The sequence below is a fragment of the Rhodococcus sp. NPDC059969 genome (genome assembly GCF_042738325.1).
Classification (GTDB): Bacteria; Actinomycetota; Actinomycetes; order Mycobacteriales; family Mycobacteriaceae; genus Rhodococcus_F.
The window spans coordinates 119560-142266 of the sequence record NZ_JBHWUF010000008.1 but is presented as its reverse complement, the minus strand read 5'-3'; the positions used below and the strand labels follow the sequence as shown (position 1 = coordinate 142266).

Here is a 22707-nt window from a genome sequence, read left to right as displayed (position 1 = left end):
AATTCATTCCTCGGTGTTGTCGGTCGCCGCGAGGGCATACGCGTCGTCTGCCTGTGCGGTGTCGGTGAAACTGGTGAATCCGTATTTCTCGTGCGGTCCGATGGCGGCTACCTCGAAAAGGCCGGTGCCGGTGTGGGTGTTCGCGCCTTCCGTGAGCGTGAAGGACGCAAGATTGTCGACGGGGGAGAACATGCGTTGGAACGGTTCGATCTCGTGGACCTTGTGGCGCAGTCCCTGTACGACGAGTTCGCCTTGCCACATTCCGTGACGCCAGTCCTGTTCGAGTCCGTAGCCGGTGCCGATTCCGATGTAGTTGGCCAGCAACAGTTCGCAGGTGACGGTGAGGACTTCACCGCCTGGCCGGTGGAAGGTGATGGTGGCTCCGGTGACGTCGCGGGTGTCGGGGCAGAACGTCAGTTCGTGTTCGGGCCGGCCGAGCCATTCGTTGTCCCTGGTTTCGTCCGGCCACACCCGCATGGCCTCTTCGACTATGCGCCTGCCCTGTTCGTCTTCCTGCATGATCACCGAGATGGTGAACTCGTCGAACTGCATGACCGCGTAGATCCAGAAGAAGTTCTGGATTCCGTCGACGGCGCGTCTGCCTTGCGGTTCGGCTTCTCCGACCGGACGCACACCCCACGAGCGGTCGCGGTTTCCCCGCCACGTCTTCGGGTCGATCGCGAACTCCTCCCCGTCGACGGTGAGCGATCCGGTCCAGGTTCCGGTTTGCAGGAAGCGCGAGGTATCGAACGTGACCCGTTCGAGTTGGCGACGAAAGTGCTTGGGCTCGAGCGCCGCCGGGATGGTGGCGTCGAAGGTGATGTCGAAGGAGAGATCGTATTCGCTGCCCGGCTCGAGTACGACGCGGAGCTTCTGCAGTCCTTCCAGCACTTCGATGCGCAAAGGTCCGACGGTGGTGTCGGTACGGTCGGCGCTCAGAGCCTTCGACATACGCGCAACGATGTGGTCGTCACCGCGGCGCAGTACCGCGAAGGCGTCCATGACGCCGAGGTTGGGGTACTGGCCGAGTCCGACGATGAGGAACACGTCGGGGGATTCGGTGGGGTAGCAGTTGAAGTAGTAGCGGTCGTAGAAGTTTCGATCCGAGGTGGCTACGTGACGGATCGGTTCGGCGATCTGGTGAACGGGATAGTCGTCCATCGGTGAGAGCATGTCAGGCCAACCTCTCCCAGTAGGTACCGTCGAGCATCGCGGCGAGCGAAGCGCGGTGCATGATCATGTCGTCGGGGTCTTCGGGTCGCTGTGACTGGCCGAAAGCTATGGCGCGGGCCTGGATTCGCCACATGATGACCGCCTGACGCAGTGCGGCATAGGTAACGTAGAACTCCAGATCGTGTGGGGCGTGGCCGGTGATCTCGGCGTAGGTCTGCGCGAGATCCGGCAGTCTCAGGAAGTCGGGAAGGCCGGGTAGGTTCGCCAGGCCGGCGATGTCCTCGAAGAACCTGTGCAGGAATGCCATCCAGCCCAGATCCATCTCTCGCGGGCCGAGAGTTGCCATTTCCCAGTCGAGTACGGCTACCGGCGCGAAGTCCTGGTACATGACGTTGCCGATGCGCGAGTCGCCCCAACAGAGCACGGCCGGCGAATCGTCCGCGGGATTGTTCTCCTCGATCCAGTCGAGGGCACGTTCGATGAGCGGTGATCTGATCCCGTCGGAGACCACCCACTCGTAGTACGCGCGCTGCTCGGCGATGTGTGCCGTGAATGCCTCTCGTGCAGTCGTTCCCGAATTGGGGAGCCGGAGGAAGTCGAAACGCTCACACGGCTTGTCGATGTCATGCAACTGAGCCAGGACGTCGACCGAGCTGCGCTGGAGGGTCTTTCGCTGCTCGGGGGACGCTTCGGTGACCCACGATCCGAAGTTGTACGGCATGACGTCAGGTGGCACGTCGCCGGAGATGCGTTCCATCACGAAGAACGGCGCACCCAACGCGTCCGGGTCGGATTCGGACCAGTACACGGCAGGTACGGGCACCGCCGAGTGCTCGCGCACCTGAGCCATGGTGCGGAACTGGGATTCGAGGTCGTAGGCAGGAAAGACCGGCATGGTCGATTCCGTCGGTGCCACCCGAGCGACCAAGGGATGATGTTCGCCGTCCCAGGTGGCGTCGAAGAGGATGGTTTCGCTGGACATGCCGTTGGCTGCGGGCAAGGTGACGTCGGCGACGGTCACAGTGGATTCGCTCGGCACCTTGCCGGCCATCCACCGTTCCAGGCGCTCACGGAGATCTTCGGTGTCGCGGAGGGAATCGCTCGGTCGGGCGACCTGGGCGTGATGCTCGGTTTCATCGGTCGAAGAAGCAGTCGAGGCAACGTCAGATGAGGAAGCGTCTGGGCTCACGGTCACCTCCTTCCCGTAGGCGTCACGTGCAATGCCCGTAACGGTGTGAGTCAGAACACTAAAACACGTTACAGAAATTGGGAACAGGTGGCACCCGTTTAGTGGGACTCCCTGCGGATTTATCGGGGAAGAACGCGTGTCAGATAACGGCGGTGAGCGCGAGCAAGCCCGCACCGGTCAGAGTTCCGGCGCCGCCCAGCTCGGCGGGAACGATCCGGAGCCCGGCGATGAACGACAAACGGGCATGTCGGGCAGCCGCGTCGAGCATCGGTTCCCACAGCGGTGCACCCGACTGTGCGAAACCGCCACCGATCACCGCGAGGTCCACGTCCAGGAGGGCAGCCGCAGAGGCGATGGCACCACCGAGCGCCGTGCCTGCGCGGTGAAGCGCGTCCACGGCGATCGCGTCGCCGCTGCGTGCACCCTCGGCTAGTTCACGGCCGGTGTTCCCCGACCAGCCCTGGCTACGAGCCCATCGCACCGCGGACGGTCCACTGGCCACCGTCTCGAGGCAGCCGACGCCCCCACAGCTGCACGGTTCGGCAGAGCCTGGAACGACGAGGTGACCGATGTGGCCCGCGTTGCCGGTTCGACCTTGCGTGATCTCTCCGCCGAGAACAATTCCGCCGCCGATTCCCGTAGAGACGACCAGGCTCAGGAGGTTCGGGTTTCCGCGTCCGGCGCCGTGGTGGAACTCCGCCAGCGCCGCTGCCGCCCCGTCCATGGCGAGGGCGGTTCCGGCGTCGGGAAAGAGGTTACGGACGCCCGCGACCAGCTCGAATCCCTGTGCCCACTCGGTGATGTTGATGGGAGCGACGACGCCGGAGACGGTGTCCACCGGCCCGGCGCAGGCGATGCCCACACCGTCGACGCCTCGGCCGTCGGCGACTCGCTCGAGTAGCGCTGCGCACGCTCCCCACGGGTCGGTCTGCGGCGTCGGCACGCTGTCGAACACGGGAACACGGCCATCCTCGGACACGACGCCGGCAGCCATCTTGGTGCCACCGATGTCGAGTGCGAGGCGCATGCCGCTATCGCTTTTCGAGAACCACGACGAGGTTGCTCACCAGGAACTCCCGCAGGCCGGGGACTCGGACCATCCACCACGCCCACGACGGGTGGTAGCGCGGGATCGCGGCGAGCAATGTTCCCTGGCTGGTTCCACGGGCCCAGCGTAGGCCGTCGGTGGCGCCGACTTTGAACAACGACACCCCGAATCTGTTCTTCGGTTCGCGTCCGGTCTTGCGGAGGTACCGCTTGGCCGCGTACTCGCCGCCCAGCGCATGCCACGGCCCGGTTTCGTGGCCGCCGAACGGACCCCACCACAAGGTGTACGAGAGAACCATCAAGCCGCCGGGCTTGGTCACGCGCAGCATTTCCTCCGCCATCAGCCACGGCTCACTGACGTGTTCGGCCACGTTGGAGGAGAAGCAGATGTCCACCGACGAGTCCAGGAACGGCAGCGCCAAACCGGATCCACGCACCGCCCCTCCTACCGTCAGACCTGCCGCATGCATCTCCGAGGGATCGGGTTCGACGGGAATGTAGCGGGCACCGGCGGCCTGAAAGACCTCCGCGAAATAGCCCGGCCCGCCGCCCACGTCGAGGACGGTGAGGCCGTCGAGGGATCGCCCGGTGTGACCTTCGTGCAGGTCCGAGATCAATTCGACGGAGTCGCGTGCGAGCGCACCGTAGAAGATGTCGGGTGCGGTCTGCTCGTGGCGGAAGTCGCTGAGCAGGCCGAACGAGCGTTTCAGGGTTGCCCGTCGGCCGAAAATGCGGGTCACTGCGGGCTTGGTCACGGGTAGCAACTTTAGCCACTGGGGCGCCCGGTCCACGAACACCGTCAGGAGCGCGGCAATACGGACGCTCGAACAGTTAGGGTGTTCGGCAGGGTTACCGGCCGGTCAGGCGGGGCATCCCGCAGGATCGCCCGAATCGTGGTGGCCACCGACCAACTCAGGGAGTAACGCACGTGCGCGAGGTTCTGTTGCTCTGCTGGCGCGATACCGGGCATCCCCAGGGCGGTGGAAGCGAGCGTTACCTCGAGCAGGTCGGATCCCAGTTGGCCGAGCGCGGCATCAAGGTGACGCTGCGGACGGCGTCGTATCCCGGAGCGCCCGCGTCGGAGGTTCGTGACGGCATCACCATCAGCCGAGCGGGTGGACGTTTCAGTGTGTATCCCCGCGCTCTGGCTGCCATTGCCGCTGGGCGTCTGGGTTTCGGATCGCTGAAGGGCATTCGCCCCGACGCGGTGATCGACACCCAGAACGGCATCCCCTTCTTCTCCAAGACCGTGGCGGGTGCGCCGGTCACGCTTCTGGTCCATCACTGCCATCGTGAACAGTGGCCGGTGGCAGGCAAGCTCGTCGGTCGGATCGGCTGGTGGGTCGAATCGCGATTGTCACCGCGCACCCATCGACGTAGTCAGTATCTGACGGTGTCGCTTCCCTCGGCGGAAGAATTGGTAGACCTCGGTGTCGAGCGCGAACGAATTGCCGTGGTGCGCAACGGTGCCGATCGGCTTCCCGTCGGCGTCGACGCGGGTGGTTCGATCACCAGGGCCGAGCGTCCCACCATTTCGGTTCTCTCACGGCTGGTGCCGCACAAGCAGATCGAGGACGCACTCGAAGCTGTCGCGGCGCTGCGGCCGACGCTTCCAAGCATCCATCTCGACGTCATCGGTGGTGGTTGGTGGGAGCAGAACCTGCGTGATCGTGCCGCCGAGTTGGGGATCGGTGACGCCGTCTCGTTCTACGGTCACGTCGACGAGGCTCGTAAACATGAACTACTGGCGCAGTCGTGGATTCATCTCATGCCTTCGCGAAAAGAAGGATGGGGTCTTGCAGTCATCGAGGCTGCGCAGCACGGTGTTCCGACGATCGGCTACCGCAGTTCCAAAGGCCTGACCGATTCGATCGTCGACGGAGTGACCGGGCTTCTGGTCGGTGGCGAGCATGCCGGCGACGGTGACATCGCTGATCTGACGCAGGCTGCCGGCACCCTGCTCCGCGACCACGAACTCCGCACGGTGCTCGGTGAGAAAGCTCGCGTGTGGTCCGGCGAGTTCTCCTGGGAACAGACCGGCACCGGAGTCCTGGAGGTGCTGTCTGCACACAAGGACGGCCGGTGGGTCTCAGGACTGGCCGCGCCGCGCGAGTCGAATTCGGTTCTGGTTCAGTCCGACTGAGATCAGCGCGATCACGCCCATCAGTATCCACGCGAGATGCGCGACTATGACGGCAGTTCGGGCGCCGGTCGAGGCTTCCTGTGTGGCAACGTCTCCCCGTACTCGGTAGAGCTCGAGATCGTCGTCGGCGAAGACCTGCTCCAATCCGTCGAGCGCAGTTGCCGAGTTGCCGAGTTGACCCGGTGTCCCGCGCTCGATCAGCACCCATCCGACTCCGAGAGCGGCCAACTGCGTAGGACTTCCGCCGGCCAGCAGTAGGTCCTCGACCTGGGTGGCTCGGGTTCCCTCGCCGCCGACCGCACCACCGGCAACCACCAGTTGGCCGGTCTGCAGAACGTCGAGAGGCAGGAAGCGTGGTGCGGGATCGAGCACCGGCGCATCGCCGCTGTAGGGGAAGGCACGGAACATTCCGGCGGGAAGCACTGCAACGTCACCGGTTTCGTCTTGCAGTTGCTCGACCACCACGGTCCAGGACCCGGGATAGTGCACGGGTTTCAACGCGCCGCCGACGCCCCACACGAGATCCGGCAGTGCCACGATCGTCACCACGACGGCGACGATCGAGAATGTCGGGCGGGGAACGGTGAACCGATTGCCTGCCCACATCACCGCGGCGGCGGCAGCGAGTGCGTAGAACGGTACGGCCAGCGCGACCCACTTCTGCGCGTCACGCAGCAGACCGGCGCCGGTGAACACCTCGACCGACCATCGGCCGACGTCGAGTCCCCACGGGGTGGCGCCCAGGGTCGGAGCCAGCACCGCAAACAGTGCCAGCGCGCCGAGTCCGGAGACGACAGGGTTTCGGCGTCGTCGCCACAGAGCGGGCACACCGGCGAACACCACGACTAGCAGAAGAAGTGTTCCGATCAATGCGAAGAGTGTTGTGCGCGTAGACGGTATCGCTGCCGAGTTCCAGATACCGCCGAGACCGGCGAGGCTGCCGAGCGTCGCGAGTCCGGGTTCCGCTCGGGCGGCAAAGGCCGCGACTCCTGCTGGATCGGAACCGTCGCCTGCTGCTCCGGATACGAAGGTGGCGACCAACCACGGCGAGGCCGTGACGAGGAAGAGCCCGACAGTGCCGCAGATACGCCTCGGAGCGGAGGTGCGCCCTCCTGGGGAGGCAACCACCACCAAGGCAGCCGCCAGAGCGAGCAGAGCGCCGGTAGGTGTCAGGCCCGCGAATGCCAGTGACGCGGCCAACGCCCACCACGATCCGGGCGTTGCTCGGCGAACTCCGATTCCGGCACACACGATCCACGGCAGTGCGGCATATCCGGTCAGCAGACTCCAATGTCCTTGCAGCAGGCGCTCGGCCACATACGGGTTCCAGAGCATCACCGTCGACGCGACGAGTTGTGGACCGAGACCGGCAGTCGGCAGCAGAACGGCGACCATGCGCGCCGCACCCCAACCGGCGAGCCAGAGCGCCGCGAGCAGGATGAACTTGACCACCAGTCCGCCGTCGATCACGGTGCTCAATGCTGCGATCAGCGCGTCCTGGGGAACAGCGCGGGCTGCGGCGTCGGTGAGTCCGAGGGCCGAGTCGGTCAGGTACGAGCGCGGCGTGCTGACGGCGTCGCGCAGCAGGAGGTAGCCGGGGCCGAGCAGCGGTCCGAGGATCAACAGTGCCAGCGCCAGGCTGTACGCCGCAGGCAGGTAACGGCGGTATCCGGCTTGCACTGTCATGACGCGCACGATACGTGGTGCATCATTACTGCCATGCCTCGCCAACCACTCGATCGCGCCGCCGCGGCCGGGGTCGGCATGGTTTTGGTGGGATCGATGACGGCCAATGTCGCGTCGTACCTGTTGGCGTGGTTGGCCAGTAGATGGTTGGGGCCGGTCGGCTACGGCGAGTTCGCGAGTCTGCTTGCCGCCCAGTTGGTACTTGCGGTTCCGGCGTTGGCGTTGCAGACGGTGGTGGCCCGCGAGGCGGTGCGTGGCAAGAGTACAGATGCGTTGCGGTCGTTGGGGTATCGATGCACGGCGATCGTCGCCGTCCTCGCGGTGGCGCTGGCTCCGGCGATGGCGTGGCTGCTCGACACCGGAATCGTGGCGGCGTTCTCGGCGTTGGTGACCGCGCCCATGTTGGTTCTGTTGGCCACGGAGCAGGGGTTGTTGCAGGGGCACGGTCGATTCGGCACTCTCAGTGCGGTACTCGCCGGCGCCGGGGTGATGAAAGTCCTTCCGGCAGTGATCGTTCTGGCATTCGGCGGCGGAGCAGGTGCGGCATTGGTCGCGGGCGCGGCCGGAACCGCGGTGCTGGTGGCGATAGTGCGCGTGGTCGACCGAACCGTCTCGGTGAGCGAGGACCGGCCGGTGCGTATCGGCGTCGTCTCCGTGCTCGCGGCGTCGCAGGTTCAGCTCGCGCTTATCGCGTTGTCCTCGCTGGACCTGCTGATCGTCCGCGTCGTCCTCAGTGAATACGACGCCGGTGTCTACGCACTGGGCGCCGTCGCGACGAAGGTCGCGTTCTGGCTGCCGCAGGCAGTGGGCGTCGTGCTGTACCCGAAGATGGCGAACCCGGCGCACTCGGCGCAGGCGGTTCGCTCGGCTCTGGCGGTGCTGGTCGGTATCGGCGCCGTCTTGGTTCTGGGGGCGGCGGTTGCCGGCCCGCTGGTGCCGATGCTCGTGGGCGACGCGTACGCCGCCGTCGCTCCGATGCTGTGGGCCTTCGCTCTGCACGGTGCAGCGCTGGCGGTACTCCAGGGCGCTTTGCTGTCCGCAATCGCGTCAGAACGCACACGAGTGGCCCTTCTGGCATGGGCAGGGCTGGCTGTGGAGGCGACGGTCATGCTGGTGTGGGCGAAGACGCCGGGAGAGTTGATCGGTGTCGCCGTCGTGGTTGCGTCGACGACGGCGTTGGCGGTGTCCGTCGCCGCGGTGCGAAGTGCCGACCGCGCCGGGCCGGCCCCTCGCAGCGGCGTCAGTTCTCCAGACGCGTGAACAGATCGTCGAAGTAGTCGAGCGTGCGCATCGCGGTGTAGACGGATCCGTAGTTGATGTTCCCACCCGTGTAGACGACGTTGTCGCCTTGAACTGCGCGGATACGGTTCCACATCGCGCGGTCGTCGCTGACGGGATCCACGCCGGGCGCGGTGGTGACGATCATTCCGTCGGCCGAGTCGAGAGCAGTCACCAGATTTTCGGTGGAGATCTCCTTCTGTCCCTCGACCGGCCACTGGAGTTGCACGCCGAGGTCTTCGGCAACCTGCGTGGAGATGCCCTTGCGGTTGACGCCGTTGACCTTCTGGTTCACGTAGTTCAGCAGCACGATCTGCTTGCTCGCCAAGCTCTGGGCATGGCGTTCCTTCAATCCGGCTGCTTTGTCCTCGTACGCTCCGATGACCTGACGGACGTCGGGGTTCTCGGTGCGCCCCAGCCAACTCGCCAACTGATCGATGTTCTCGCGCCAAGGGCGCGTGAAGTCCATCGGAAGCACCGGCGCTGTCTGGCTCAACTGCTGCAGCGGCCACATGTCGGAGGCCTCACCGATGTCGGTGCAGATGATCAGGTCTGGTTCCAGCGCGAGAATTGCCTCGACGTTGACCGGTGCCTCGAACACCTGCGCCGTGGGATCAGCAGGAACCCACGGCTCGGCGGCGTCGAAGCTGTAGGCGATGACCGGTAGGCCCATCGCGACGGCCGGTTCGAGGTCGAGTCGGGAGTCGATGGCGACGACGCGCTTCGGGGTGAGCGGAATGTCGTAGGTTCCGAGAGAGGTCGTGACCGTGCGCATCCCGGACGCATCGCTCTCGGTCCCGGCGGACCTTGCGCAACCGGCGGCGAACAGCCCGGAGAATGCTGCCGTGCCGACCACGAATCTCCGCCGCGTCAGATCGCTGACACAGATGTGTGACCCCAGAACTGTTGATGCGGGCATGTGGCTCCTCGTGCTCGGGGTGATCCGGACTTCCAGAAAACGCTAAGCCCGTGACCGTGCGGAGGGAACCATCCGTCGCGCCAATCCGTACGCCGATCCGGCAACAACATCCCGAAACGCAGTAGAGCGCCCCTTCCGTGTGGAAGGGGCGCTCTACTTACTGTCTGAATCAGTCCTTGCGCAGATCCGGACGCGGGATCACCTGAGTGTCGTCCGAGGTCCAGTCGTGCTCACCCGGAGCCGGCTCTGGCGAACCCTGGCCGCTGGGATTCTGGTTCGTTCCGCCGTGTGCAGCGCGGGCCGGAGTTCCGCCCTTGCCGCCGCGGAGGCCGAGGAAGATACCGGCGATCAGTGCGATGACGCCGAGGACACCTGCCACGATCGGGACGGTGCGGCCGAAGAGCGAGAGCTTGTCCATGCCGTCACGTGCCTGCTGGACCTGGTACTCGATGGTCGCTTCGTCGAAGGGCAGGGTGACCTTGAGAACCTCGACGTCGACGGCATCCTTGTTGCGTCCGTAGTACTGGTGCAACTGCTCCTGGCCCTTGACGACAACGCCGGTCTTGGGCTCGACCCACAGGTCACGGACGTTGGTGTACCAACGCGTCATCGTGATCGGAGTAGCGCCACCGGGAACGCCCCAGGTGTCGGCGGGCAGGCTCAGCTTGTTGGTGGGGGAGTTGACGACCTTCGACAGGTCGACGGGATCGATCGTCTGCTGGAAGTGGTACACCTTCAGACCGTTGATCTCGGTCTCTTCGACGAAGTCGATGTCCTTCGTGGCGCGAGCGTTCAGGTCGAAGTAGGGGTAGCTCTTCTGTTCCGTGTTGAACGGGAACTTGTACTGCAGACCGTCGCGGGAAACTTCTTCGGCGGGCTGGTCGCTGGAGGTCTGGACGGTTCCGACCGGATCGTTGGTCGGCATCGAGCTGACGCGATCGAGCGTGACGCGGTCCAGGGTTGCGGTCAGCAGCCCGGTGTCGCCCTGCTTGTCGGTACGACGGACCGTCTGGCCGGCTTCGACGGTGATGATGTCGGCGTCGGACGGGTCCTGCGTGGTGACGTAGCGCTGAGCGACGATCGGCACGTTGGTGTCGACCTGTGCCTTACCGCCGAGGAGGGCCGCCGAGTTGAGGACGCTACCGGTGCCCGTGGCGACGGTGGTCACCTCGAGGTCGAGTGGCGTCTTCTCCAGCTTGCCTACCGTGTAGGTAGGAATGAGGATGGCGATGGCCAAAAGGAAGGCACCGAGGCCCACCAGAATGCAAGGAAGTATCCGGCTCGGCCCTGAGCGTTCCGCCATGCTGTGACTCCTAACCCGTTAAGTCTTTCGAGGTTCCCCAACCGGCACAATATGAGCTGCGCAGATCGCATGGGGCCCCCGATGGACACCATGTGTGGCAGAACACTAACAGTCCACCGGCCCGGTTTGTCGCATGAGGGCATGAATTGGCCAGGCATTTTGTTGCGAGTCCCTGGTGGTTTCCCTCAATCGGCCTGGGGTGCACACTTATCCGTGATGATCAGTTCCACGAATTCCTCTCAGACGGTCCCGCCACAGGCTCGGGGCTTCGTTCCAGCTTTGGACGGTATGCGTGGATTGGCCGCGCTCGGCGTCCTCGTCACCCATGTCGCGTTCCAGACGGGTGAAGCTCAGTCGGGTGCGATCGGGCGCGCGTTCGGCCGACTCGATCTCGCCGTAGCGGTGTTCTTTGCTTTGTCCGGATTTCTGCTGTGGCGCCCCCACGCGGCAAAGGCTCGCGGAATCGGGCAGCCACAGTCGACCGTCCGGTACTGGATCTCCCGCGCGACGCGCATTCTGCCGGCGTACTGGGTGGCAGTGGTCCTGATCCTGCTGTTCCTGCCCGGCGCGGGCGGGGGCTACCAAGTGTGGCTGGCGAATCTCGGGTTGGCGCAGGTATTCGTGCCGTTGACACTCACCGAGGGGCTCACACAGATGTGGAGCCTGTCGGTCGAGGTGGCGTTCTACCTCCTGCTGCCGTTGTTCGCCTTCCTGATGGTGCGACTCCGTGGCGACTCGGCCCGGTTCCGGCTGCCGCTTCTGCTCGGGGTGTCTGTCTTGGCCTTGACGTGGGCATTCATTCCGATTCCGACGCCGGACGCCATCCACCACGACAACTGGCTGCCCGGCTACCTGCCGTGGTTCGGCGCCGGCATGATCCTGGCCGAGCTGGCAGTTGGCCCGTCGACGTGGGTGCATCGCCTCGCGCACCGTCGGGTACTCCTGACCTTTTTTGCCTTGGTCGCCTTCGTTCTCTCGTGCACCGATCTGGCCGGGCCCGAAGGTCTGGTGCGGCCGGAGCCGTGGCAGTACGCGATCAAGATTGCTCTCGGCGCGATCATCAGTTTTTCGTTGATCGCGCCATTGGTGTTGCGCGATCAATCGCAGCATCGATTCCTGGCGAGCCCGCTGGCGCTGGCAATTGGACGTTGGTCCTACGGCCTGTTCATCTGGCACCTGGCCGTACTGAACGCTGTGTTCCCCGTGTTCGGCATAGTTCCGTTCTCGGGCAGCTTCTTCTACGTCCTGGCCCTTACGGTCGTCCTGAGCGTCGCTGTGGCCTCGGCCAGTTACGCGTTGGTGGAGGAACCGGCGCGCGTTGCGGTGACGCGGTGGGAGAAGCGTCGCCACATCGGTGAACCGGCAAAGGGCAGCGCGGCCAACCCGGTCACGACCAAGGCGACCAACATCGAGAACTGAATCGCGAACGAGTCACCCACGTAGCCGCCCGGTGCCCGCCACGGTCCCGTCGAGAGCAGCGTGATGCCGATCATCGCCGCCACGCCGGCATTGCCGACCAGGATTCGTGCGGTTCGAGCCGGGCCGAAGAATCGCAGCGCGGCGAGCCCGAGGATCGAGCAGACAACCGCGATCGCCGCTCCCACTCCGCCGCCGATGACGGTGGCCGCCGCGAGCACGCCCACCCATCCCGCCGCGACGCTGCGCCACGGTCGGGGCGGTGTGAGGGGCTTGGACTCTCGGCGAGCGGGGACAAAAGCTGCGAACAGCAGCGGGATCAGCAACACGAGTCCGCCGAAGATGCCGAGGCGGTACCAACGGTCACTGGGGAAGTCGATGGTGACGGTTCCCGCGGTGCCTGCCGGCACGATCCAGCCCTGCTGCCATCCGTTCACGACCACCGGCGTCAGTTCGGAACCGTCCGGCGCCGCGGCGATCCAGCCGATGCTGGTGCTCTCGGGATTGACGATCAGCTGATCGGTGGACGAGTTCGTGACGGTGAGTTCCCGGTGATTCGCCGTCCACGCGGTCGATTCGAGCGGTGTATTCCGTTGTGCGGGTGATGGATCGACAGTCGTCAGATCGAGGTTGTCGACCGAGAACGCCGCGCCGGGTTCGACGACCACCTCGGGCTGTCCCGCGGGCAGGGGCGCCGACGCGTTCGGGCCGCACGCGAGCGCCTCGATCGGTGCGCCGGTGCGTAGCTGCGCCGCCGTCGCGGTAATCGAGGTGGGGAACTGCTGTCCGGCAACCGAAATGGTCGGGCCGTCGCCACACGGGACGGTGACGGTGCGGTTGTCGAGTGCGTCCGTGTCCTGCACTCCGGAATCGGCGATCGGGGTTCCGTCGGCGCCGATGACACCGACCTCGGCGAGGCCGGTGGGCTGCGCCTGGGCGAAGCCGAGTGCCGTTTGATCGAGGACGGGTTCCCAATCGGTGACACTCAGGACGATCTTGTCGGTGACGTAGGGGGAGAGGAGAACTCGACTGGTCTGAGGTGTTTCGAGGTCTCGGACCTGCGGGCCGTTGCCGAGGTTCACTGCGACGCTGGTCGGCAGCGACGGGAGGGTGCCGAGCCCTCGCGTGATGTCCAGACCGGTGACCAGTGTCGGCTCGGGGAGAGTAAGTGTCAGAGTCGGTTTCGGGCCGCCGGGTTCGGTGGTGCGCTGCGGCGCCGACCACGTGGTGCGTGCGTCGCCGTCCGTGGCAGCGAAGGCAGATCCGCGGGTGTCGCCGATGTCGCTCGAACCCGAAGCCGTGATTCGGCCGGGGACGGAAAGGAGGTCCTCGAGGGCGTTTCCTTGACGCGCTCGGACAGTCAGTTCCGGTGTAACCACGGTGTTTTCGGGAACCGAGAGCGTGCGCTGGAAACGGCTGGGCTCTTCGGGTATCGCCATGAACGCATTGCTGCATCGCACGCGGTCCGTCGAGTCCGCGCACGCATTGCGGCCGGGGAACTCCTGGCTCAAATTCCAGGCGTTCACGGATGTGCCTGACGGCGTACTCGGCAGGACCGTGTCGAAACGGATCGGTACGGTCTTCGGCGCATTGCGGTCGGAGAAATCCTCGACGGAGAGTTCACTGATGCCGAACTGTGTTCCGGGTGAACCGTTTTCGGTGTGAGTCGCCGTGACGCGCACCCACGGCGTATTTCCGCCCGGAATCGAGACGGTGATGGGCTCGCCCGGACGCTCCACCTTCACCGCCGTGCTGCCGTTCGGTGTGGAGACCTCGAGCCATTTGACAGGGGCGCCGATTGCCGCGGCACTGGTGGTCAGGTGGAGCAGGCCACTGGAAATCGGTGCGTCGAAGTCGATCTGCAACCACTGACCCAGTGCTCGTTCGATGCCGTTGCTGAACCAACCGGTGGCCGGATCGCCGTCGACCGTCGATGCGGGGCTACTCGACGGCGAGGTGCCTCCCAACTGGGTGGCGTCGGAGGCGGCGCTGGAGACGGTGATCGAAGCGCCGCTCCAACGGCCTTCCACGAGAGGCGTGTTCGCAACCGGATAGTCGGGAACCAAGTTGTAGGTGCGACGAGCGTCGTCGGGGGTACGTAGCGCGGAACTGTGGTTGTCGACCTGACCGAAATCGGTTTCTCGATCGCGTGGGGTGTCTGTGACGGTGACCGAATCGACCGGCAGTCCCGCAGCTTCGGCGTCGGCCGCCAGGATCATCGGCCCGGTCCCCGGAACCAGTCCGCTTTCGTGAAGGCGCACAGTCGATTCCGGCCCGCCTTGTACGCGCGGAACCTGGTTCAGGGCTACGGAGTACGGTCCACTGACCGCCGCGGTGCCGTCCGGCAGGGTGACCTCGAAGATCTCGATGGCCGGGTAACCGGGGCGCAGATCGCTGTCCGCGACCAGACCTTCGATCGGTTCGGGGCTGTTGTCCTCACCGAAGTGCGCGACTCGTTCGATTCCAGGAGAGCCTTCGACCGCTTGATGCACGAGAATCGGCCTGGCTGAGCGCGACGTTTCGCCGTCGAGGTCGTTGCGCATGACCAGGTAGTGGATGCCCTGCCCGAGCAAGGTCTGCGCGAGTCCGTCCGACGGGCGTCCGTCGGCGATCAGACGTTGCACCGAATCGAGCGCGCGAATGGCGCCGGGCGGGGTCAGCGGGACCGAATCACGCACTGCCCACGGCGTACTCGCCAATGCCTGAAGCGGCTCGTCACGCGTCAGACCCCAGACCTGGCTGCCGAATGGCGCTCCGGGGACGACCAGGGCACGTTCTGCTTCCGATCCGGGTGAGGTGTTGTCCTCGAGCCACTGCGCTGCTTCGTTCCAGTACGAGGGGACGTCAGGATACGCACCGCGGGGAGCGAGCTTTCCAGTCCAGGCCAAGGCGGTGGAGAGGGTGAGGGCGACAAGGATCAGGCTGGTCAGTGCGACCATCGGTTCGCGCTCGGGATGGGCGAACGCGCGTCGCCATCGGGTGAGCGGAACCGATCCCGGCAGCGGCACTTTGGCGAGTAGATGTGCGAGTCCGAGCACCAGCGGCAGACGGACCAACGGCTCGAGCTTGTGGACGTTGCGCAGCGGAGCGCCCGCCGAGTCGAGGAACAGGCGCACGGACTCCGACACCGGCGAGCTGAGTTCACCCACGTATCCCGCGGCCAGGCCGGTGATACCGACGAACAGGATGAGCGTCAGCCTGCCGCGAGCAGGCATGGACCGCATGCAGAGCCCGGCGAGACCGGCGGCGGCAACCAGACCGGTGGCGACGACTGCTGCGGGCTGGGTGACCAGTACGGCGCCGGCAATGCGTTCGGGGGAGACGAACGGGGTCCAACTGTCCGTGCCGCGAAGTATCTCGGCGAGCGATGCCCACTGAGTGGTGACACCGGCGGACTCGATGTAGTCGAGAAACGGTGGGCTGATCTTGCCGAGCAGCAGGAGCGGAACGATCCACCACAGGGTGCCGAGAGCGACGAACAGGGCCCACCAGGCGGTGAACGTCAGCCATGTTCGGTTGGGTTTGTGCGAGAGCCACCAGATGATCGCGACAAGGCAGGCCGCGGCGGTGGCGACGGCATTGATCGAACCCATGAGCGCGACGGCGAGGGCGGATTGTGCGGCCAACCGCCTCAACCCCCGTGAGCGGTCAGGGAGTCCAGGGACTCCTTTTCCACGCACAGGGCCGAAGGCCAAAACCACCGGCAACAACACCCAGGGCGCCAACATCATCGGCAGGGTTTCCGAGGAAATCGAGCCGAGCGTGGTCAGTACGCGGGGAGATAGAACGAAGGCAACCGCTGCGATGACGCGCGAACTACGGCTGCCGATTCCGAGAGCCTCGGCAACTCGGATGATGCCCCAGAAACCCGCGATCAGGAGCAGAGCCCACCAGATGCGCTGGGTGATCCACGGCGGAACGTTCGCCAACTCGCCGAGCGCGAAGAACGGCCCGTGCGGAAAGAAATATCCGTAGGCCTGGTTCTGAACCTGGCCGAGCGGGGCCTGACTACTCCATTGATGCGACGCGCGTTCGAGGAAACCGAACGGATTCTGCGTCAGGTCGTACTTGGTGTCAGCGGTGATCAGACCCGGCGATTGCAGAAAAGTGAGAAGAAACGCTACGACGGAGGCGCCGAACAGCCACCGCTTCGACAGGGGCTCTGCCGACGGGGCGGTGTCTACCGAAGACACCGCTGCGTCGGCGGAAGAACGGGAACTCGCGAGGCCTGCGCTCTCAGCGGCTGCCGTACTCAACCTGGTTCAGCACGGAAGAATCTGCGTTTCCGCTGCGGTCGATCTCGGGACGAGTGTTGTCCGACGCGGCGGCCGTGACACCGAAGATGACGCCGGCACCCAGAACGGCACCGATGACAGCGCTGGCCACACCGGGGACAAGGAACTTCGTCATCGCGGATCTCCCAATTGGTCGTTAGTCGGTCGTTCGCGGTCGGACGGACTTACCGGCCCGTACGAACTGCTCGGGTCAAGGTATCACCCGCACTCGAGAATCCGGACGATTACCCTCGTGAAGTGCTGGTCAGTCGAGGGTTTCGGCGCCAAGCGCGGTCAACAGAGTGCGCAGTTTCGTGGATGTCTCGTCGAGTTCGTCCTGCGGGTCCGATTCGGCGACAATTCCGCCACCCGCGCTGGCCCAGGCACTGAGGCCGTCTGCACCGATCTCGGCGCAGCGGATGGCAACCACCCAATCTCCGTCGCCGGCATCGTCGCACCAGCCGACGGCGCCGCCGTAGAAACGGCGTGGCTCCTCGGTCTCGCGGATGACTTTCAGTGCCGCGTCAGTGGGTGTTCCGCACAGTGCCGGCGTCGGATGCAGGGCGATGGCGAGATCGAGCGCAGTTGTGTCGTTTCGCAGCGTGCCGCGGATCGGGCTGGCCAAGTGCCAGACCTCGTGGGTATTGGTCAGCTCGGGTATCGCCGGTACCGACAAATCACTGCACATCGGTTGCAGGATCTCGCGGATCCATGAGGTCACGAAGGCGTGCTCGGCCAGGTTCTTCGTCGAATGCAGAAGGCTCTCGCCTGCCTCGCGGTCTCGATCGGCGTCGGTGGACCGCTTTGCGGTCCCGGCCAACGGGCGACACGTCACGACGCGCCCGCGTCGACTGACCAACACCTCGGGCGTTGCGCCGACCAGGCTGTGGCCCTCGAATTCGGCTCCCGCCGCAGAGAGATCGACGGCAAAGGTGTTGGCGACGGGATTGAGCGCCGCCATGCGTGCGGCGAGCGCAGCCGGGGAGATCGGGGTCTGCGTCCGAAGCTCCACAGTGCGAGCCGCGACAACTTTGTCGACCTCTCCACTGCGGAGGCGTCCGATCAACTTTTCCACCCGACGAAGATGCTCCGACGACGACGGGATCTCTCGGCCCACCCGGGTCGTGGGCAGCGGCTGGGGATCAACCGGTTGCCATTGCCTGGGCGTGATCGTTGCCTCGGCAGGCTCGTACAACGCCGTTGCGGCAGCCGGGTCGAAAGGGAGAGCACCGACGATCAGCTTCGCCGAACCTGCCGACAGAGCGTTGGCGGCCGCGTCGGAGCTGTCGAAGCTGCGTCGTACGCCGCGGGTGACAACGCTGTGATCGGGGCGCGAGAGAACAAAACCGTCCATGGTGCATTCGACACTAGTCGGCCGCGGATCAGGAATGCGCGAAGGTCACTTACCTGGAGGGACGATCAACACCGGCCGATGACTGTGACGCAGAACATGATCCGCGACGCTGCTCTGCAGTAGCGACCGCAAACCCGTCGTACCGCGGGTGCCGGTCACGATGATGTCGACGTCCAATTCGTCTGCGGTTTCGACGATTGCAGACCAGATCGCGGAGCGGCACTCGGCGCTTCTACCTTCGACGGTCAGGCCCGCGGCTTCAGCCAGCGCGACGCCCTCGGCGAGGGTGACTTTGGCGTCGGTGTACGCGATGTCCTCGACGTCGTCGTCGGGAACCCACTCCGGTTGCATCACCCCGGACAGGCCGGACATGCGAGCGGCTTGGCGGACCATCGGCTCCCAGGCGGTGACGAGAACAGCACGATTGGCGGAGAGGAAACGCCCCGCATAGTTGACGGCGCGCTTGGCGTTGTCGGAACCGTCGTACGCGATGAGCATCAGACCTTGTGGCATCACGACCTCCTCGTCAGCGGGGGGAATCGGTTCTCTTCCAGGCTACCGTCCCGATGTGCCCGTGAGGGAGTGTATGGGTACTGGGTCCGTTACGGTCGAGGTATGCGGATCAAGTTTCTGAAGGCTGCGACGACCATTGCTTTGTGCGGAGGGTTGGTTGCGGGATGCTCAGGCGAAAACGGGACCGCTGATCCTGTTTCGAGCGCCCCGACCAGCACCAGTACCGAGATCACGTCGACGCCTGCGGCATCGAGCTCCGCACCCGTCGCCGCGTCGTGCGGTAGCGACCTTCTGGCTTCGCTCTCCCTGCGTCAGAAACTTGCCCAGCTGCTCAACGTCGGCGTCACCGGGACCGACGACGCGTTGTCGATAGTGCAGAACGAGGAGATCGGCGGCATCTTCGTCGGAAGTTGGACCGATCAGTCGATGCTCACCAATCGCGAAGTGCCGCAGGTTGCTTCGGCGTCGAAGTTGCCCCTGATGGTGACGATCGACGAGGAAGGTGGACGGGTCTCCCGCGTCGCGGACATCCTCGGACCCGATCCGTCGGCCAGGGAAACGGCGCAGACCATGACAGTGGAACAGACGTACCAGATGGCACTCGAGCGTGGACGTGGGTTGAAGGATCTCGGGATCACCGTCAACTATGCCCCCGACGTCGACGTCAGCAGCCAACCCGACGACTCCGTGATCGGGGACCGCTCGTACTCCGACGACCCCCAGACCGTGGTTGCCTACGCCGGTGCGTACGCGCAGGGTATGCGCGACGCCGGAATCTTCCCGGTGATCAAGCACTTTCCCGGTCATGGCAGCGCGTCGGGTGACTCGCACCGCGGTGAGGTGACCACGCCGCCGCTGCAGGATCTGATCGCGTCGGACCTGATTCCCTTCCGCGAACTGTCGGGAACCGGAGTCGGCGTCATGATGGGTCACCTCGAGGTTCCCGGTCTGACCGAGCCCGGTACCCCTGCCAGCATCAGCCCCGCCGCCGTTGCCTTGCTTCGCGACGGAGTGGGTTACGGCGCAGCGCCGTTCACCGGTCCGGTATTCACCGACGACCTCAGCGGTATGCAGGCGATCACCGACCGATACGATATTGCCGACGCAGTTCAGGCTGCACTCGCGGCAGGAGTCGATCAGGCATTGTGGCTGACCACCGATGACGTACCGCGGGTTCTCGACCATCTCGAGCGGGCCGTCGCGTCGGGTGCGCTTCCGCAGGCCCGAGTCGATCAGGCCGTCGTCACGGTTGCCGCGGCCAAAGGTGCCGTGACCTGCTGAGTCGAAGTTGCGATTCGACGCACAATCTTACCGTAGAGTAAGATCGACATTTACCCTGTGGTTGGAGGAAGCATGGCCGGCGGTACCAAGCGACTGCCACGCGCAGTGCGTGAGCAGCAGATGCTCGACGCAGCTGTGGACGTGTTCTCCGACAGGGGGTTTCACGAAACTTCGATGGACACCATCGCGGCAAAAGCCGAGATCTCGAAGCCGATGCTGTACCTGTACTACGGCTCGAAGGAAGAGCTGTTCGCGGCGTGCATTCATCGTGAAGGACTTCGCTTCCTCGAGGCCCTCGCCCCGGCCGGCGCGCCCAACCTGACTCCGCGTGAACAATTGCGCGCCGCTCTCGAGGGGTTCCTCGGGTTCGTGGGCGCAAACCGCAAGTCGTGGATGGTGCTCTACCGTCAGGCCGTCGGGCAGCAGGCTTTTGCGGGAACCGTGCAGTCCAGTCGCGATCGATTGATCGAGTTGACCGCGCATCTGCTCGAGTCCAGCACCAAGGATCCGGATGCCGCGCACGATTACGGGATCATCGCCATCGCGCTCGTCGGCGCCGGTGAGGCGGTAGCCGACCGGGTCGCGGGTGGGGAAATCGAAGTGGATGCCGCAGCGGACCTACTCGAATCCCTCGCGTGGCGCGGTCTGTCGGGCAAGAAGAAGTCCGAGTAGCTCTCAAACCAAACCACATCGCGTGAACGTATCGCTCCCCTTGTTGAACAAGGGGAGCGATACGTTCACACTGTCGGGGCGGGGTCGGAAACGCACCAGCCCAACCAGTTCAGTCCTGGGTCAGCGCAGCGTCGCCGTGACGTGCGGGTAACCCTTCTTCGGGTGACGCAGTGACAGATCCCAGCCGTCATCGGTGCGATCAGCGTAGGCATTCAGCGACGCCGGTAGCAGGATCGGCTTGCCGAAACGCACGCTGTAGGTGACCTTGTCCGCGACGGACCCCTCGACGGTCCGCAGAACTGCCGCGGCACTCCACATTCCGTGAGCAATGGTCTTCGGAAAACCGAAAGCCTTGGCGCCCAGGGAGGAGACGTGGATCGGATTGCGGTCGCCGGAGACTGCGGCGTACTTGCTGATCGTGGTCTGGTCGACGCGGATGGTGCTCATCGGCATCGGCGGAACCTCGTCGGCCTTTGGCTCCGGTCCGGGCTGGCCGGACAGCGAGGTCTTCTGCTGGTTCAGGAAGCTCGAGGTCTGTCGCCAGACCAGTTCCCGTCCCACCCGAATTTCGGTGACCACGTCGATCAGCAGACCCTTGCGGTGCTCACGCAAGTTCTCGGCGTGTACCGAGAGGTCCAGCGGTTCGCTGACGGAGATGGGCCGCAGCGATTCGATGACGTTCTCGGCGTGAACGGAACCGACGGCGGCGAAGGGGAAGTCCTTCGACACCATCAGCTTCATCACGGTCGGGAAAGCCAAGGTGAAGGGATAGGTGATCGGCAGAGTGTCGCCGAACCGCAGTCCCGTCACACGGCAGTACGCCGCCAGATTGTCGGTGTCGACCTTCAATCCGGTGAGGGTGAAAGTCTGCTGTGGCACCGAGCGCGAGTTGGACTTGTTCCACGGCAACAATCCCAGTACCGCGCGGGAGTAGATGTCGAGGGTCTTCGGCTGCTCGGTGAGCGCGACGGTCTTTGCTGCCATCATGCGCCCAGAAGGCTCTGGCCGCAGACGCGAACGACCTGTCCCGTAACGGCATTGGAGGCCGGGCTCGCGAAGTATGCGACGGTCTCGGCGACGTCGACGGTCTCGCCGCCCTGCAGGAGGGAGCTCATGCGGCGGCCGGCTTCGCGGGTGGCGAAGGGGATGGCTGCGGTCATGGCAGTCTCGATGAAGCCCGGTGCGACGGCGTTGATGGTGATGTTCTTCTTGGCCAGGACGGGAGCTTCGGCGTGAACGAGGCCGATGACGCCGGCCTTGGAGGTGCCGTAGTTGGTCTGGCCGCGGTTGCCCGCGATGCCGGCGATGGAGGAGACGTCGACGACGCGGCCGCCTTCCTTGAGGGCGCCCTTCTCGACGAGGTGCTCGGTGATCTTCTGTGGTGCAAGAAGATTGACGTTCATGACCATGTTCCAGCGGCCCTCGTCCATGTTGGCGAGGGTCTTGTCGCGGGTGATGCCGGCGTTGTGGACGATTATGTCCGCGCCGCCGTGACGCTCGAGGAGATGAGCTGCGAGGACCTCGGCTGCGTCGGCTGCCGTGACGTCGAGAGCGAGGGACGTGCCGCCGACCTTGTTCGCGGTCTCGGACAGCGCTTCGCCGGCGGCCGGGATGTCAGCGCAGACAACGTGCGCGCCGTCGCGGGCAAGCACCTCAGCGATGGTGGCACCGATGCCGCGGGCTGCACCGGTAACGACGGCAACCTTGCCTTCGAGCGGCTTGTCCCAGCTTGCGGGTGCGACGGAATCTTCAGCACCGACGACGATGACCTGGCCGTCGACGAAGGCGGACTTGGCCGAAAGAAGAAAACGCAGAGTCGATTCCACGCCGGAGAGTCCGGTGGACGCCTTGGGGGAGACGTAGACCAGCTGAGCGGTGGAGCCGCGCTTGATCTCCTTGCCGACGCTACGGGTGAAGCCTTCGAGGGCGCGCTGAGCGACATGCTCGTCGACGCTGGACGTTTCTTCCGGCGTCGTGCCGAGAACGACGACGCGAGCCGACGGTGCGAGGTTTCGGATCACGGGCTGGAAGAACTCGAACAGCTGCTCGAGCTCGCTGACCTGAGTGATTCCGGTTGCGTCGAACACGAGTCCGCCGAAGCTGCTGTCGTGCGCCTGAGCTGCCGGGTAATCGGAAAGCAGTACGCGCAGTGGTTCCGCGAGCCGGCCCTTGCCGCCGATGAGGACAGGTCCGGCGAGTGCGGGTTCCCCTGCTTTGTAGCGACGCAGGTTCTCGGGCCTGGGCAGGCCGGCCTTCGACGCGATGAATGCGCCGGGGGCGGACGAGAGGAACTGTGAATAGAGGTCGGGAGCTCCCTTGCTGGCTGCCACGGTCCTACCTTCTGTTGTGTTTCGGGTTGTCTCTCACCGGGCAATCTGAAGAATGCGGCGATAGACAAGTAACTTACTACTGAGTAAGAATAGTCTTCAACAGGTAATCGCACCATCCTTGGAGACGCA

Annotated in this window: 17 protein-coding genes and 1 pseudogene; 5 read left to right on the top strand and 13 right to left on the bottom strand. The window is 65.0% G+C overall.

What is annotated here, in order from left to right; translation table 11 throughout:
• Positions 1-3 precede the first annotated feature (3 nt).
• The 4 genes from ACFWAD_RS21600 to ACFWAD_RS21585 all read right to left on the bottom strand — a co-directional run bounded on the left by ACFWAD_RS21600 (position 4) and on the right by ACFWAD_RS21585 (position 4164).
• The gene (locus ACFWAD_RS21600) at positions 4-1173 is read right to left on the bottom strand and encodes a hypothetical protein (RefSeq protein ID WP_378547541.1); all 1170 of its coding nucleotides are present in this window, start codon (positions 1171-1173) and stop codon (positions 4-6) included.
• A gap of 1 nt (position 1174) precedes the next feature.
• On the bottom strand, positions 1175-2362 hold the full coding sequence (locus ACFWAD_RS21595) for a phosphotransferase family protein (protein ID WP_378547538.1): 1188 nt from the start codon (positions 2360-2362) through the stop codon (positions 1175-1177).
• Positions 2363-2501: 139 nt separating this feature from the next.
• Positions 2502-3389 carry an ROK family protein gene (locus tag ACFWAD_RS21590; RefSeq protein ID WP_378535467.1) on the bottom strand — a complete coding sequence of 296 codons (888 nt, stop codon included), beginning with the start codon at positions 3387-3389 and terminating at the stop codon, positions 2502-2504.
• A gap of 4 nt (positions 3390-3393) precedes the next feature.
• Positions 3394-4164, bottom strand: coding sequence for a class I SAM-dependent methyltransferase (locus tag ACFWAD_RS21585; RefSeq protein ID WP_378448792.1), 771 nt, complete (start codon positions 4162-4164; stop codon positions 3394-3396).
• A gap of 173 nt (positions 4165-4337) precedes the next feature.
• Here ACFWAD_RS21585 and ACFWAD_RS21580 point away from each other — a divergent pair, with 173 nt between their 5' ends.
• Complete coding sequence (locus tag ACFWAD_RS21580; protein WP_378535469.1) at positions 4338-5552, top strand: glycosyltransferase family 4 protein; 1215 nt, start codon at positions 4338-4340, stop codon at positions 5550-5552.
• Here the strand turns inward: ACFWAD_RS21580 and ACFWAD_RS21575 are convergent.
• On the bottom strand, positions 5499-7238 hold the full coding sequence (locus tag ACFWAD_RS21575; RefSeq protein WP_378547535.1) for a hypothetical protein: 1740 nt from the start codon (positions 7236-7238) through the stop codon (positions 5499-5501). The genes ACFWAD_RS21580 and ACFWAD_RS21575 overlap by 54 nt on opposite strands.
• A 33-nt stretch (positions 7239-7271) precedes the next feature.
• Here ACFWAD_RS21575 and ACFWAD_RS21570 point away from each other — a divergent pair, with 33 nt between their 5' ends.
• Entirely contained in the window at positions 7272-8498 is a 1227-nt protein-coding gene (locus ACFWAD_RS21570; RefSeq protein WP_378448790.1) for a lipopolysaccharide biosynthesis protein, read from the top strand.
• On the opposite strand, the gene ACFWAD_RS21565 is transcribed toward ACFWAD_RS21570, so the two are convergent.
• Positions 8479-9435: an ABC transporter substrate-binding protein gene (locus ACFWAD_RS21565; protein ID WP_378547532.1), complete on the bottom strand. Its 957-nt coding sequence runs from the start codon at positions 9433-9435 to the stop codon at positions 8479-8481. The genes ACFWAD_RS21570 and ACFWAD_RS21565 overlap by 20 nt on opposite strands.
• Before the next feature lie 169 nt (positions 9436-9604).
• Complete coding sequence (locus ACFWAD_RS21560) at positions 9605-10738, bottom strand: DUF3068 domain-containing protein (protein WP_019747133.1); 1134 nt, start codon at positions 10736-10738, stop codon at positions 9605-9607.
• A 51-nt stretch (positions 10739-10789) separates the two neighbouring features.
• Here ACFWAD_RS21560 and ACFWAD_RS21555 point away from each other — a divergent pair.
• Positions 10790-12004 (top strand): annotated as a pseudogene (locus ACFWAD_RS21555) (acyltransferase family protein); the annotation flags it as partial.
• 23 nt (positions 12005-12027) lie between these two features.
• On the opposite strand, the gene ACFWAD_RS21550 reads toward ACFWAD_RS21555, so the two are convergent.
• From ACFWAD_RS21550 to ACFWAD_RS21535, 4 genes are all read right to left on the bottom strand, one after another.
• Positions 12028-16347 carry an alpha-(1->3)-arabinofuranosyltransferase family protein gene (locus tag ACFWAD_RS21550; RefSeq protein WP_378547527.1) on the bottom strand — a complete coding sequence of 1440 codons (4320 nt, stop codon included), beginning with the start codon at positions 16345-16347 and terminating at the stop codon, positions 12028-12030.
• A gap of 43 nt (positions 16348-16390) precedes the next feature.
• On the bottom strand, positions 16391-16564 hold the full coding sequence (locus ACFWAD_RS21545) for a DUF2613 domain-containing protein (RefSeq protein ID WP_003945488.1): 174 nt from the start codon (positions 16562-16564) through the stop codon (positions 16391-16393).
• Between the two features lie 129 nt (positions 16565-16693).
• On the bottom strand, positions 16694-17782 hold the full coding sequence (locus ACFWAD_RS21540) for an isochorismate synthase MenF (RefSeq protein ID WP_378547524.1): 1089 nt from the start codon (positions 17780-17782) through the stop codon (positions 16694-16696).
• A gap of 45 nt (positions 17783-17827) precedes the next feature.
• The gene (locus tag ACFWAD_RS21535; RefSeq protein WP_230815001.1) at positions 17828-18295 is read right to left on the bottom strand and encodes a universal stress protein; all 468 of its coding nucleotides are present in this window, start codon (positions 18293-18295) and stop codon (positions 17828-17830) included.
• Positions 18296-18397: 102 nt separating this feature from the next.
• Between ACFWAD_RS21535 and ACFWAD_RS21530 the strand changes: the two genes are divergently transcribed.
• Both ACFWAD_RS21530 and ACFWAD_RS21525 read left to right on the top strand, forming a co-directional pair.
• Positions 18398-19576, top strand: a complete 1179-nt coding sequence (locus ACFWAD_RS21530; protein ID WP_378547521.1) for a glycoside hydrolase family 3 N-terminal domain-containing protein — start codon at positions 18398-18400, stop codon at positions 19574-19576.
• Positions 19577-19648: 72 nt separating this feature from the next.
• The gene (locus ACFWAD_RS21525; protein WP_003945885.1) at positions 19649-20248 is read left to right on the top strand and encodes a TetR/AcrR family transcriptional regulator; all 600 of its coding nucleotides are present in this window, start codon (positions 19649-19651) and stop codon (positions 20246-20248) included.
• A gap of 120 nt (positions 20249-20368) precedes the next feature.
• On the opposite strand, the gene ACFWAD_RS21520 is transcribed toward ACFWAD_RS21525, so the two are convergent.
• Both ACFWAD_RS21520 and ACFWAD_RS21515 read right to left on the bottom strand, forming a co-directional pair.
• Complete coding sequence (locus ACFWAD_RS21520) at positions 20369-21232, bottom strand: MaoC/PaaZ C-terminal domain-containing protein (protein ID WP_378547821.1); 864 nt, start codon at positions 21230-21232, stop codon at positions 20369-20371.
• A complete protein-coding gene (locus ACFWAD_RS21515; RefSeq protein ID WP_003945596.1) occupies positions 21232-22578 on the bottom strand; it encodes a 3-oxoacyl-ACP reductase in 1347 nt (448 codons plus the stop codon). Before ACFWAD_RS21515 ends, ACFWAD_RS21520 begins: the two co-directional genes overlap by 1 nt.
• Between the last annotated feature and the right edge of the window lie 129 nt (positions 22579-22707).